The 12,211-nt window shown below is 72.6% G+C and carries 12 protein-coding genes; 1 reads left to right on the top strand and 11 read right to left on the bottom strand.

The window, feature by feature from the left end:
• Positions 1-4: 4 nt before the first annotated feature.
• On the top strand, positions 5-895 hold the full coding sequence (locus tag IEZ31_RS01010) for a dihydrodipicolinate synthase family protein (protein WP_190247750.1): 891 nt from the start codon (positions 5-7) through the stop codon (positions 893-895).
• A gap of 112 nt (positions 896-1,007) precedes the next feature.
• Here the strand turns inward: IEZ31_RS01010 and IEZ31_RS01005 are convergent, their stop codons facing one another.
• From IEZ31_RS01005 to IEZ31_RS00955, 11 genes are all read right to left on the bottom strand, one after another.
• Positions 1,008-2,009 carry a class I SAM-dependent methyltransferase gene (locus tag IEZ31_RS01005; RefSeq protein ID WP_229833900.1) on the bottom strand — a complete coding sequence of 334 codons (1,002 nt, stop codon included), beginning with the start codon at positions 2,007-2,009 and terminating at the stop codon, positions 1,008-1,010.
• The gene (locus tag IEZ31_RS01000; protein ID WP_190247749.1) at positions 2,006-2,953 is read right to left on the bottom strand and encodes a lysylphosphatidylglycerol synthase domain-containing protein; all 948 of its coding nucleotides are present in this window, start codon (positions 2,951-2,953) and stop codon (positions 2,006-2,008) included. Before IEZ31_RS01000 ends, IEZ31_RS01005 begins: the two co-directional genes overlap by 4 nt.
• Complete coding sequence (locus IEZ31_RS00995; RefSeq protein WP_190247748.1) at positions 2,950-4,017, bottom strand: endonuclease/exonuclease/phosphatase family protein; 1,068 nt, start codon at positions 4,015-4,017, stop codon at positions 2,950-2,952. The genes IEZ31_RS01000 and IEZ31_RS00995 overlap by 4 nt, the downstream gene beginning before the upstream one ends.
• A complete protein-coding gene (locus IEZ31_RS00990; protein WP_190247747.1) occupies positions 4,014-5,018 on the bottom strand; it encodes a glycosyltransferase in 1,005 nt (334 codons plus the stop codon). The genes IEZ31_RS00995 and IEZ31_RS00990 overlap by 4 nt, the downstream gene beginning before the upstream one ends.
• The gene (locus tag IEZ31_RS00985) at positions 5,015-6,010 is read right to left on the bottom strand and encodes a glycosyltransferase family 2 protein (protein WP_190247746.1); all 996 of its coding nucleotides are present in this window, start codon (positions 6,008-6,010) and stop codon (positions 5,015-5,017) included. Before IEZ31_RS00985 ends, IEZ31_RS00990 begins: the two co-directional genes overlap by 4 nt.
• Entirely contained in the window at positions 6,010-7,074 is a 1,065-nt protein-coding gene (locus tag IEZ31_RS00980) for an endonuclease/exonuclease/phosphatase family protein (protein ID WP_190247745.1), read from the bottom strand. Before IEZ31_RS00980 ends, IEZ31_RS00985 begins: the two co-directional genes overlap by 1 nt.
• Positions 7,071-8,099 (bottom strand): glycosyltransferase family 2 protein, encoded by a 1,029-nt coding sequence (locus tag IEZ31_RS00975; protein WP_229833892.1) that lies wholly within the window; start codon positions 8,097-8,099, stop codon positions 7,071-7,073. The genes IEZ31_RS00980 and IEZ31_RS00975 overlap by 4 nt, the downstream gene beginning before the upstream one ends.
• Before the next feature lie 30 nt (positions 8,100-8,129).
• Positions 8,130-9,080 (bottom strand): UbiA prenyltransferase family protein, encoded by a 951-nt coding sequence (locus tag IEZ31_RS00970; protein ID WP_190247744.1) that lies wholly within the window; start codon positions 9,078-9,080, stop codon positions 8,130-8,132.
• Between the two features lie 13 nt (positions 9,081-9,093).
• Positions 9,094-10,125, bottom strand: coding sequence for an NAD-dependent epimerase/dehydratase family protein (locus tag IEZ31_RS00965; protein ID WP_190247743.1), 1,032 nt, complete (start codon positions 10,123-10,125; stop codon positions 9,094-9,096).
• A complete protein-coding gene (locus IEZ31_RS00960) occupies positions 10,122-11,441 on the bottom strand; it encodes an aspartate aminotransferase family protein (RefSeq protein WP_229833926.1) in 1,320 nt (439 codons plus the stop codon). Before IEZ31_RS00960 ends, IEZ31_RS00965 begins: the two co-directional genes overlap by 4 nt.
• A gap of 180 nt (positions 11,442-11,621) precedes the next feature.
• Complete coding sequence (locus IEZ31_RS00955; protein WP_190247741.1) at positions 11,622-12,137, bottom strand: hypothetical protein; 516 nt, start codon at positions 12,135-12,137, stop codon at positions 11,622-11,624.
• Between the last annotated feature and the right edge of the window lie 74 nt (positions 12,138-12,211).

The following is a 12,211-nucleotide window of genomic DNA, read 5'->3' as shown; positions in this document are numbered from 1 at the left end:
CATCATGGCAAGCCTGCCCTGGCACGGTGTGGTCGTGGCGACCGCACTGCCGTTCCGGGACGACCTGTCCGTCGATCTGGACGGCTACGCCGAGCACGTGCGCTGGCTCGCTCGATCCGGCTGTGACGGTGTCGTCCCCAACGGCTCCCTGGGCGAGTATCAGGTGCTCGACGACCGCGAACGCGCCGACGTGGTGCGCGCCGCGGTCGCCGCGGCCCCGGAAGGGTTCTCCGTCGTGCCGGGCGTCGCCGCCTACGGCACGCGCGACGCGCGGCGGTGGGCGGAGCAGGCTGCGGAGGCCGGAGCGCACGCGGTGCTGCTGCTGCCGCCCAACGCTTATCGGGCCGACGAGCGTGCGGTGCTCACGCACTACGCCGAGGTGGCCAAGGTGGGCCTGCCCGTCGTGGCCTACAACAACCCGTACGACACCCGGGTCGACCTCACCCCGGAGCTGGTGGCGCGACTGCATGCCGAGGGCTCCATCGTCGCCGTCAAGGAGTTCAGCGGCGACGCGCGCCGCGGCTACCAGCTCGCCGAGCTGGCCCCCGAGGTGGACGTGCTGATCGGCACCGACGACCTGGTCGTCGAGATGGCCCTGGCCGGCGCGACCGGCTGGATCGCCGGCTTCCCCAACGCGCTGCCGGCGGCCTGCGTGCGACTGTACAAAGCCGCCGTCGCCGGTGATCTGCCCACCGCGCTGCCGCTCTACCGGACGCTGCACCCGCTGCTGCGCTGGGATGCCAGGACCGAGTTCGTCCAGGCGATCAAGCTCGCCATGGACCTCACCGGACGCCACGGGGGAGCCTGCCGCCCACCCCGCATGCGGCTGCTGCCGGAGCACGACGCGGCGGTCCGGGCCGCCACCGAACGCGCACTCGTGGCGCAACCGCGCTGAGCACCGCCCCCACGGGTCGGCCCTGATCCGCTGCCGGGTTGGGCGACCCCACAGGTCGGGCCCTCCACCGCCGCAACGAGTCGCCGGGGCGGTGGAGGGCCCGACCTGTGGTTCAGGGCTCGACCGAGAGCCAGAACGACGAAGGATGCAGGCGGTCGCCCAGGCCCAGGTCCGCCCACAGGTCGTCGAACAGGCCACCCAGCGCCGGGTCGTCGGCGAGGTACGCGTTGGGCAGTTCCACCACGTATCGCCCCCGATCGGCCAGCAGGAACGCCGCCAGCAGGTACTGCTCGGAGTAGGCCCGCCAGCGCCACTCCGGCGGATAGTCGCTCGGCAGCAGGATGTCGTGGATGTGCACCAGCACGCCCGGCCGCAGCCGGGGCAGCACCTCGAAGAAGAACACGGTGACGTCGGAGCCCATGAACGCCCGGTGCGAGCCGTCGAAGAAGACGATGTCGCCGGCCTCCAGCTCGTCGAACCGGCCGAGGTCGGTGTGCTCCAGCGGTTCGCGGATCACGGTGTCGCACAGCGCGTCGATCTCGGCTCGCGGCGCCGGGTCGATCGAGGTGATCGTGGTGCGCAGGCCATGGTCGGCGATGGCTCGGCGGGCGAACTTCGTCGAGTTGCCCGAGCCGATCTCCAGGTACCGGCGCGGGTTGGTCTCCGCCAGGAATCCGGTGAGCGCCAGCGCGTCGAGCGGCGGCAGCCAGCCGTTGCGCCAGTACGGCATCGGGTCGGTCAGCTCGGCCTGCAGCGGGATCGCCCGGAAGGCGTCCAGGTGCGCGCGGAAGCTGGACAGGCGCTCGCGATACCGGTCCCGCCCCTCGGCGAACCGCGCGGCGAGCTGCGGGTGGACCGGCCGCCCGTACCCGTAGCGGGGCTGCGGATCGCCGAGGTGGTCGACGAACAGCGGGCGGCGCAGCCCGAACGCGGACAGCACCGTGCCGTGCAGCACCGGGTGGCGGTCGAGGTACCGCACCGGCGCGCGCAGGACCGGCAGCGCGCCGAGCAGCTCGAGGCCGGACGAGGTGCTGACGGCGGCCCGGACCCGCCGTCCCCATCGGCGGACACCGGGCCGGTCGGAGGACGTGGAAGACACCGAGAAGGGGGTCACGACGGAATCCTTTCGAGGGTGAGCGGGGCGGGAACCCGGGCCGGGCGGAACACGCCCAGCGCGGCCAGGACGACCAACGTGGAGGCCGCGTCGACGACGGTGATGAGGATCCGGCTCAGCGCCACCACGGTGACCAGGGCCGGGCCGGTGAGCAGGGTGGCCAGCGTGAGCCCGAGCACCAGCTCGCGCACGCCGAGGCCGGACGGGAGCACCAGCGCCACCACCCCGGCGACCACCGAGAGCGCGAAGCCGCCGACGCCGACGGTGAGCGTGGTGAGCGGATCCGCGCCGAGCGCGACGGCCAGGACCGCCACGTGGGTACCGCTGATGAGCCAGCCCAGCGTCATCAACGCGGTGGCCTTGCCCAGTGCGGCCCGGCCGGGCAGCTCCAGCGTGGTGTTGCGGCGCAGCAGCCGGGCGCCGAGCGTCAACGGCGCGCGGAGCGTTCCGGGAGCCAGGACGGGCACCACGGCGGCGGCGAGCACCGGCAGCAGCAGCCACCACAGTGGACTCGCCGCCACCAGGGCGGGCAGGGCGAGTAGCCCGACCAGCAACCCGGCCACCACCGCGAGCCCCTGACTGGCCAGGAAGGCGGCGGCCAGCCGGACCGGCGGCTCCCCGAGCGACGTGGCCATGCTCGCGTGCGCCACGGCCGGCCAGATCCCGCCGGGGAGGTAGCGGGCGAGCCCGCCCACGAAGTACACCCGCAGCGCCTCGCGGGTCGGCAGCCGGGTGCCCAGGCCGGCCAGCAGGATCCGCCAGCCGAACATGCCGGGCAGGCCGCCGACACCCGCGAGGACCGCCGCGAGCAGCGCATTGCCCAGCCCGACCGTTCGGACGCTGTCGACCAGGCCGTGCCGCGCCCACCACAGCTGGCTGCCGAGGAACAGGAGGACCAGCCCGTACGCGAGGATGCGCAGCACCGCGAAGACCCGTCGTCTCATCGTGAGCTCCGCACGGTCAGCTCGATCCGCTGCAGGCTGTGGTCCGACATGCCGCGGGGGTCGACGAACTCGTACCGCCGCACCGCCACCGCGTCGGACGTGAACGCCCAATCGAGGCGCCACAGGTCGACCGGCCAGTACGAGCGCCACGACGCCGGATACAGGGACCGGTCGCCGCTCGCCGCGTCGTGCAGCGAGTCGGCCAGCCGCCGGATGTCGCCCATCGCCGGGCTGGTGTTGAAGTCCCCGGCGACGACGATCGGGTTGCGGTTGCCTCGCACGTCCTCCTCCAGGGAGGTGTACTGCCGCTGCCGCGCCGCGTCGCGGAGGCGCAACTGCCGGTAGAAGTCCGCCGACAGCGGGCTCACGAGGTCCAGCTGGATCGGCATGTGCACGTTGTAGACCGAGAGGGTCCCGCCGCCCGCTGTCACGTCCACGCGCAGCGACTTGACCTGCTCGTACACCTGCCGCCAGCTGCTGCCGGAGGCCGGTTCGGCGGGCAGCGCGACGACCCGCCGAACCGGCAGCCGGGTGAGCGTCAGCAGCTCGCCGCGCTCGATCGCGGTGTAGCCGGGGAAGTCGCCGGGGTGCAGGCCGTTCTCCGCGTACTCCTGCAGCAGGTACACGTCGGCGTCCTGGGCGCGCAGGAAGGCGAGGAACCGCGCCGGGTCGTCCCAGTCGTCCCACACCTCCGTGTTCCACGCCACGACCTTGAGGTGGGTGCCGGCCACGTCCCCCGGCGGCGGCAGCAGCGTCGCCGGGTTGAAGCCTGCCTGAGCCCCGCCGACCGCGAGGCCGGCCAGCGCGATCACCAGCGGCCGGCGGCCCAGCCGGAGCAGGGCGGTGCCGATGGTGAGCACCGCCGGCACCACGGCGAAGGCCAGCGGTGGCAGGAGACCCGGCACGAGCCACAGCCACCAGCGGCCGCTCAGCACCACGTTGAGCCCGGCGAAGACCAACCAGGCGACGCCGGCCGCCACGACGACGCGCCGTCCGATGCGCAGGATGCGGACCCGCACCGGCCGGTCGGCCACGGCAGGCGCCGAGGTGATGGTCGCGGTCATGTCGCGAGCCCGGTGTACAGGCGGCGGAACCGCGCGGAGCCGGCCCACTGCGCGAGACCGACGGCGATCCCGGCCGCGGTGGTGAGGTTCACCAGATAGTGCAGCGCCACCACGGCGACGGCGAAGCCGGGTCCCCGATGGCGCAGGGCAGCGCGGAAGAACCGGCGCTCGCCGAGGCACCAGGCGGTGAAGAACGCCAGCGGGACCAGCGCACCGATCGGGCCGAGCAACGCCGCCGCCGGCGCAGTGGCCAGGGCGAGCGCCGCGGCGAGGCAGCCGCCGGACTGCTGGCTGGTCGCCACCTGAGCGACCCGGCTACGGTCGAGGAAGAACGGGATGTGCAGCCGGGTGCGGTGGAACACCTTGCGCAGCACCACCCGCAGCGTCGGATCGTTGTCGTGCTTGCCGCGCACCGTCGTGCTGAGCAGCATCCGGTGCCGCGCACCGAGCCGCCGGCCGAAGTCGGCGCCCTCGGTCTCGCGCAGGTGCGGCAGGAACCCGCCCAGCTCGGCGTACACGATCGCGGGGATGGCCATGATGGCGGTCGGCACGAAGTCGTGCAGCTCGCCGGCCGCCGCCTCCAGCCAGTAGTACTGGTGGAAGTTGCGGTACCGCTCGACCACGCCGTTGACGATGAGCGGCTCCGGCTCGTAGGTGCCGGCGACCACGCCGACGCTGGGATCGGCCTGCAGCGCGGCGACCGCGTTGGCCACCGCGTCCGGGTGCATGGCCACGTCCGAGTCGACGAAGACCAGGATCGCGCCCGACGCCTCGGCCGCGCCGAGGTTGCGGGCGACCGCGACCCCGCCGTTGACACCGGTGGACACGACCCGCGCGCCGAGGGACCGCGCGACCGCGACCGAGTCGTCCGTGCTGCAGTCGTCGACGACCAGGATCTCGAGCGGCTGGTAGGTCTGCCGTTGCGCGGCCTCGACGCACAGGCCGATCGTGGCGCCGTAGTTGTAGTTCGGGATGATCACGGAAACCAGGGGAGTGGTCATGATGTCGTGCCAATCGTGAAGCGCCGGCTCGGGCCGAAGGTCGGGTCGGTGAGGACGCGCAGCAGGCCGCGGGCGCAGCCGGCCAGCAACGCGATGTGCAGGAGCAGGTTGACGCCGGTGAAGTACGCCAGGTAGGCGAGGCCCTTGCGGCGGGCCACGAATCGGGCCAGCGGCGGGTCGGCCACCGCGAAGGCGGCCAGCAGCGCGCCGGGCACCGCCAGCAGCGCCGGGTCGAGCAGGCCCAGCGGCAGCGTCGCCAGCATGAGCGCCACAACCGCCACGCCGGTGGTGCGGTTGACGGCCAGCCCGCCGCGCCGCATCCGGTTGCGGGCCGAGAAGGGCATGAGCTGCGCCCGCCGGTACTGCTCGTGCAGCGCATCAGGCAGCCGGTCCACCTCGTCGTGGTAGCCGACCATCCGGTCGGTGAGCCGGATCCGGTAGCGGGTGCGGAGTCGTTCGCTGTACTCGTCGTCCTCCGCGCTGCGCAGCCGCTCGTCGAACCCGCCGATCTCGTCGAAGACCCGGCGCGGCATCGCGGCCAGCGCGAACACCGCGGTCTCGGTCCGCCCGACCTGCCGGGTCAGCGCGAAGTGCAGGTGCAGCACCCGGTGGCGCTCCACCGGGCCGTCGTCGATGAGCGGCTCCGGCCCGTACACCCCGAAGACGCAGCCGCAGTCCGGCTCCGCGGCCAGGAGGCGCACGGCCTCCTCGATCGCCTCCGGGGCCAGGGCGACGTCGGAGTCCACGAAGAAGACGACGTCGCCGCGGCTTGCCGCCACCCCGGTGTTGCGGGCGGCCGACACGCCCCGGTTGACCGCGTGCCGCACCACCGTCGCCCCGGCCGCCTCGGCGATCCGGACCGAGTCGTCGGTGCTGCAGTCGTCGACCACGATCACCTCGATCGGCTGGAGGGTCTGCTGCCGGACCGAGCGCAGACACGCGCCCAGGGTCTTGCCGTAGTTGTAGTTGGGGATGACCACCGAGACCTTCATCAAGACTGTCCTCTCAGGACGATCCGCACCTGTTGCGCCCGGTGGTCGGAGAGCCCGTCCGTGGCCACCAGCCGGTAGTCGCCGGCGACCAGCCCGGCCGTGGTGAAGGTCCAGTCGACCCGCCACAGCGGCAGGCCGGCCGGCCACGACCCCGGGTACAGTGCGGTGTTGGCGTCGTGCAGGGTCGCGCGCAGCGCATCGATGTCACCCATCGCGGGGCTGGTGTTGAAGTCCCCGGCGATGATCGCGGGACGGTTGTTGGCGGCGAGGTCGGCCCGCAGCCCGGCGAGCTGGCGGCGCCGAAGCTCGTCCCGCTCCTGGATCAGGGTGAAGAACCGCCGGCTCACCGCGAGGTCGATCTGGACCGGCAGGTGGACGTTGTAGGCCGAGATGATGTGCCCGTCGACGACGAGATCGCTGCGCAGCACCTTGGCCGCGACGAACACCTGGTCGAAGTCGGCCGCGAGGCCGGCCAGGTCGCGGTCCGGGCCGACCGGCGGCCGGGCCACGATCGGGAATCGGCTGAGCGTCAGCAGCTCACCGCGGCTGGCGATCGAGTAGCCGGGGAACGCGGCCCGCAGCGCCGCCTCGTCGTCCACCTGCCGGGCGCCGTCCAACCCGGCCGCCTCGTCCCAGTGCAGGTACTCCTGCAGCAGGTAGACGTCGGCGTGCTGTGCCCGCAGGAACGCGTAGAGCCGGTCCCGCCCCACGTTCTGGCCCCAGTACTCGGTGTTCCACGCGAACACCCGCAGCCCCGGGCCGGCGTCGGAGTCTCCACCGTGGACATGGAGGCCGTTGTACGGCCAGCCGAGCACACCGGCGGTGATGGTCCCCGCCAGGACCAGCCAGGTGGCGCTGGCCGGCACCGGCCGGCCGGACAGGCGGGCGGCCGGCAGCGCGGCGACCAGCAGGACCGGCACGATCAGGAACGTCAGCGGCGGCATCAGGTCGGGCAGCAGCCAGAGCCACCAGCGCCCGGTGAGCAGCCACTGCAGGCCCACGAAGGACAGCCAGGCTCCGGTCCCGGCAAGCAGGAGCCAGGTAGCCCGGCACCACGTGCTCATGCCGCTGACAGCCGGATCGGCCGCGGCTGCGGGGCGAGGTCGTACAGGCCGCGGAACTCCCGCGACGCGAGCCATTGCAGCGCGCCGAAGCCCGCGCCGGCCACGATGGCCACGCTCTGCAGCACCTGCACGCCGGTGAAGAACAGGCCGAAGCCGATTCCCCGGCGGCGGAACACGAACCGGTACATCCCGGCGTCGCACCCGATCGACGCGGCGAGCAGCGCAGCCGGCGCCAGCGCGAAGAGCGGACCCGCCAGGACCGCCGGAAGGCTCAGGAACGCGGCGGTGGCGGCGACGCTGCCGAAGATGCGCGCCGAGGTCTCGAAGCCCTTGGCGAACCTGCGCCGCTTGGTGTAGAGCGGGACACGCAGCCGGCTGCGGCGGAACAGCTTGCGCAGCAACGGCCAGAGCCGCGGCTCGTCGCGGTGCCGGCCGGACAGCGCCGAGGTGAGCAGCACCTGGTATCGGGTGGAGAGCCGCTGGCCGTACTCGACCTCCTCGGTCTCGCGCAGCCGCGGGTCGAACGGGCCCATCTCGGCGAAGACCTCGGCCGGCATCGCACAGACCGCGCTGAACAGGAACGACACCACGCCCTCGGAGCTGATCCGCCAGTAGTGCGCCTGGAGGCACCGGCACTCCTGCAGCAGGCTGTCGCGTTTGAGCGGGACGTCGTCGAGCATGCCGCAGACCGCGCCCACCTCGGGCCGGGCGTCCAGCAGCGTCGTGGCCCGCTCGATCACGGTCGGCGCCAGTTCGACGTCGGAGTCGAGGAAGAGCAGCACGTCGCCGGACGCGAGCTGCGCGCCGAGGTTGCGGGCTGCCGCCGGTCCGCGGTTGACGGGCGTGCTGACGACCCGGACGCCGGCGGCCTTGGCGATCGCCACGGAGTCGTCGGTACTGCAGTCGTCGACGAACAGGATCTCCAGCGGCGGCACGGTCTGCGCACGGACGGCCGCGATGGTGCGGTCGAGCGAGTCGGCGTGGTTGTAGTTGGGCATGATGACCGAGACCCGGGGCACGGACACGGTGGCTTCTCCTTGGTCGGTGACGGCTGGTCAGTTGATGAGGGACTGGAGCCGGTGGGCGAGCGCCGGGTCGCGCGACAGCACCAGCGCGGTGACGAACAGCAGGCCCCATACCAGGCCGGTACCGACGATCGCGCGGTCCCGGAGCAGGACGAGGACGGGGTCGCCCACGCCGCGCACCAGGACCGCCTGGATGTACCGGGCGAGCGCGAACAGGGCCAGCGGCACCGAGGCCAGCATCGCCGGCTCCGCGAACGCGCCGAGTTGCGCGTCGCCCCGCAGGTACAGCAGGAACGCCACGGCGGTGAGGACCGCGGTCAGCTGGATCAGGTGGTCGGTGAGCTCGACGGTGTAGCCGCGCAGGGCGGGCCGGTGAGCGCTGCCGCCGACCGACAGCTCCTGACGCCGCTTGCCGAGGACCAGCAGCAGGCACAGCGAGAAGACCGCCACGAGCAGCCAGGTGGCCACGCGCGCACCGACGGTCAGGTAGCCCTCCAGCACCCGCAGGACGAACCCGGCGGCGACGCAGCCGGCATCCACCAGCGGTACGTGCTTGAGCACCCGGCAGTACAGGACGTTGAGCACCAGATAGGCCAGGATCGGGCCGGGCGGCACGTCCGGGACGGCGATGAGCAGCAGGGCGAGCAGCCCCAGGACGCCGGTCGCGACCGTCACGGCGACGGCGCCGGAGACCCGGCCGGACGCGATCGGCCGCAGGCGCTTCACCGCGTGCAGCCGGTCGCGGCCGCGGTCGGCGAGGTCGTTGCCGAAGTACACGGCGATCGAGGCGAGGGTGAACGCCACGGTGGCCAGCAGGACGTGCCCGGCGCTCGACGCCGAGACCGTGGGCACGGCGAGCAGGGCCGCCGGGACCACCAGGACGTTCTTGACCCAGTGTGCCGGCCGGGCGACCCGGAGGAGATCAAGCACCAGCGGGGTGGGTACGGCGGTGGATGCGGGGGTCGTTTCCAGAGTCGTCATCGCGGTTCCCGTCCTAGAAGAACGCCTTGGCGGCGGAGAGAGCCCCTTGCTTCCACGGCTCCCGGCTGGTGACCCCGTTCCCGGACGGCGAGCCGCGCTGCTCGCGCCACCAGTCGAACGTGGCCAGGATCGTGTCCCGGTTGGACCGGGTGGGCGCGTAGCCGAGCCGGTCCTGGGCCTTGGCGATGCTGACGTAGGAGTCGGCGAGGAGCTTGTGCAGCAGCCGCCCGTACACCGGGGACAGCCCGATACGCTGCAGCATCGAGAGGACCGCCACGGCCGGCCGGCCCGGCACCCCGACGACGTGCCTGCCGTGTCCGGCGGCGTCGAGCACCGCCTGGAAGTCCTCGCGGATCGTGCCGAACTCGGCGGCGGCGATGTTGTAGGTGTCGATCGCGACGTCCGGCGGTGCGGCGAGGGCGGTCTCGATCGCGGTGACCAGGTCCTCGACGGCCAGCATCTGCACCCGGACGTCGCCGCGGCCGAGGACCGGGAAGTTGCGGCCCTCCTCGGCCCACTCGAACAGCATCGCGAACAGCCCCATCCGGCCCGGACCGAGGAACGTCTTCGGCCGCAGGGTGGTGAGGCACATCCCGTCGGCGCGGGCCTTGTCCGCCACGACTTCGGCGTCGGCCTTGGCCTCGCTGTAGACGTCGACCGGCTCGCGCGGGTGCTCCTCGGTGGTGGGCACGACCTTCGGCAGGCCGTAGACCGCGGTCGAGCTGATCTGCACCACGCGCGGCACGCCGGCCTCCCCGGCCGCGTCGAGCACGCTGCGGGTACCGTCGACGATCACCGATCGGATGACGTCGGCCGGATAGCTGGGCAGCGCCGAGGCGCAGTGCACGACCGCGGTCGCGCCGGTGAACGCCCGCCGCATGGCGGCCGAGTCGCGGATGTCGGCCTCGACGTGCTCCAGCCGGGTGTGCGGCGGCACGGCGCTGCCGCGCCGGTCGACCCCGCGGACCCGCTCGCCCGTCGCGAGCAGCCGCTCGACCAGGTGCGTGCCGAGCATGCCGGCCGCGCCGGTCACGACAACCGTCATCGCCCGGTCACCTTCTCGCGGACGAACGAGGTGAGCAGCCGGGGCAGGCCGCGGCTGAGCGTGGCGTCGAGGCTGTCCAGGAAGTGCTCCACGTCCTCGTCGGAGACGACCAGGCTGGGTGCGACCATGAGCGGGTTCTCGACGTTCGGGCTGTAGTAGGTGACGATCCCGTGCTCGCGGAACAGGTGGGAGATCACCGACAGCGTGATGAGCTTGGTCCTGAACCGCGGGTCGTGCCCGAATCCGGGCACGAGCTTGCCGGCCAGGTCCAGGATCCGCGGGCCGCCGTCGAGGAAGACGCCCCACAGCGCCCCGGTGCCCTTGACCTCGCGGACGACGTCCGGGTGCGCCTTGGCGACGCGGTGCAGTTCGGGGCCGAGCGCCGCTTCCAGCCGCCGGGCGCGGGCGGGGTAGTCGTCCTCGACCACGACGTTGACCGCCTCGATGGCGGTGACGGTCTCCTCACCGAACCCGTAGTACGTGGTGCTGTGCAGGATCACGTCGGCCAGCCGGTCGTACGCCTTGCGGAACACCGGCTCCCGGGCGGTGTAGCCGGAGATCGACGCCTTTCCGCCACCGAGCGACTTCGAGTACGTCAGGATGTCCGGTACCAGGCCGGCGTGCCGCATGAAGTAGAACAGGCTGCCGGTCTTGCCCCAGCCGGTGTAGATCTCGTCGAAGATCAGGATGATGTCGTTGCGGTCGCAGAGCGCGCGCACGGCCCACAGGTCGGCCTCGGACCAGTGGCGCAGGCTGGAGGCGCTGAACGGCTCCAGCATGATCGCGTAGACGTCGCAGCCGCCGTCCGGGCGCCGGGCCGCCTCGACCGCCGCGGTCAGCCCGGCCAGATCGCCGTAGGGGTAGACGCCGATGTTCGGCAGGCCCGGGAAGGCGAAGGCGTTCTCGGTCGAACCGGTCAGGCTGCCGGCGCCCAGGGTCTTGCCGTGGAAGCTGATGTCGGCCCGCAGGATCGTGCCGCGGCTGCCGCCGTGGTACTTGTACGCCATCTTGATGGCGCCCTCGTTGGCCTCGGCGCCGGAGTTGGGGAAGTACGAGACGTTCAGATCGCCGGGCAGCAGCGCGGCCACGTTGTGGCTCAACGCGGCCAGGTAGGGCGAGAAGAACGCCTTGTGGACCTCCATCCGGCCCTGCTCGGCGTACCGCTGCCGAGCCCGCAGGATGCGGGGGTGGTTGTGGCCGTGGTTGAGCACGCCGACGCCGCCGGTGAAGTCGAGCACCCGCCGGCCGTCGCGCAGCCAGATCGCCGCGCCCTCGGCCCGTTCGACCAGCTCGCGGCCGAAGCCGAAGGTGGTCATCAACGAGACCTGACTGCGGCTGACGTGGCGGCGGTAGAGCTCGTGCACCTCCTTGGTGGACAGCTGCTCCACCCGGTCCAGGCTGATCATTTTTTGGTTCATGGGCCGCCTCTCTTCGAAGTACCGATCGAACGCTGGCGGCAGTGCATCGTGACGGCCTATCGGGCGGGCATCCGGTGGCTATCCCGCCAGGTCCACGACGACGAGGCGGGGCCCGTGCAGCCGGCGGACCAGGACGGCGAGCAGCACGGCCCGCGGCTCGGCGGCGGTGAGCAGGACGTCGGCGGCGGTCCGCAGCGGGGTGGGCAGGCACCGTTCGCCGAGATTCAGCACGACCGCGCCCGCGGCGAGCCAGCTGGCCCGCAGCGGTACCGCGTGCCCGGCGTCGACCGGGAGCACCAGATCGGCGCCGCGGACCACGTCACGGACGTGCCGATCGACGCACAGCTGGACGCCGCGGCGGCGCATCGGCTCGACCAGCCGGTCCCACAGCTCGTCGGCGGCCCGCTCGTCGTGGTCGAACAGCGAGACCTGGCTGACGGTGGGCAGCAGGTCGGGCAGCAGCGCGAGGTACTCGCCGGCGAGCGCACCGGCGCCGAGCAGGCCGACGGTGAGCACCCCGCGGTTGACCAGCGCGCCGGCGACCGTCAGCCCCAGGCGCGCGGTGCATTGCTCGGGTGCGTCGCCGTGAACCACAAACGGAGACTGTGCGGCGCCGGGCTATCGGCCCGCTATCCGTGGAGCATTCATCGACCCGAATTGGCCGACGA

Origin of the sequence: Dactylosporangium sucinum (assembly GCF_014647515.1) — a bacterium.
GTDB classification, from domain to species: Bacteria; Actinomycetota; Actinomycetes; order Mycobacteriales; family Micromonosporaceae; genus Dactylosporangium; species Dactylosporangium sucinum.
This window is presented reverse-complemented; position numbering and strand designations above follow the sequence as displayed.

Bases quoted from the DNA above. Each gene is read 5' to 3' on its own strand.
- IEZ31_RS01010 (WP_190247750.1), top strand. From the start codon at position 5: ATGGCAAGCCTGCCCTGGCACGGTGTGGTCGTGGCGACCGCACTGCCG.
- IEZ31_RS01000 (WP_190247749.1), bottom strand. From the start codon at position 2,953: ATGAGACGACGGGTCTTCGCGGTGCTGCGCATCCTCGCGTACGGGCTG.
- IEZ31_RS00995 (WP_190247748.1), bottom strand. From the start codon at position 4,017: ATGACCGCGACCATCACCTCGGCGCCTGCCGTGGCCGACCGGCCGGTG.
- IEZ31_RS00990 (WP_190247747.1), bottom strand. From the start codon at position 5,018: ATGACCACTCCCCTGGTTTCCGTGATCATCCCGAACTACAACTACGGC.
- IEZ31_RS00985 (WP_190247746.1), bottom strand. From the start codon at position 6,010: ATGAAGGTCTCGGTGGTCATCCCCAACTACAACTACGGCAAGACCCTG.
- IEZ31_RS00980 (WP_190247745.1), bottom strand. From the start codon at position 7,074: ATGAGCACGTGGTGCCGGGCTACCTGGCTCCTGCTTGCCGGGACCGGA.
- IEZ31_RS00970 (WP_190247744.1), bottom strand. From the start codon at position 9,080: ATGACGACTCTGGAAACGACCCCCGCATCCACCGCCGTACCCACCCCG.
- IEZ31_RS00965 (WP_190247743.1), bottom strand. From the start codon at position 10,125: ATGACGGTTGTCGTGACCGGCGCGGCCGGCATGCTCGGCACGCACCTG.
- IEZ31_RS00960 (WP_229833926.1), bottom strand. From the start codon at position 11,441: ATGACCACCTTCGGCTTCGGCCGCGAGCTGGTCGAACGGGCCGAGGGC.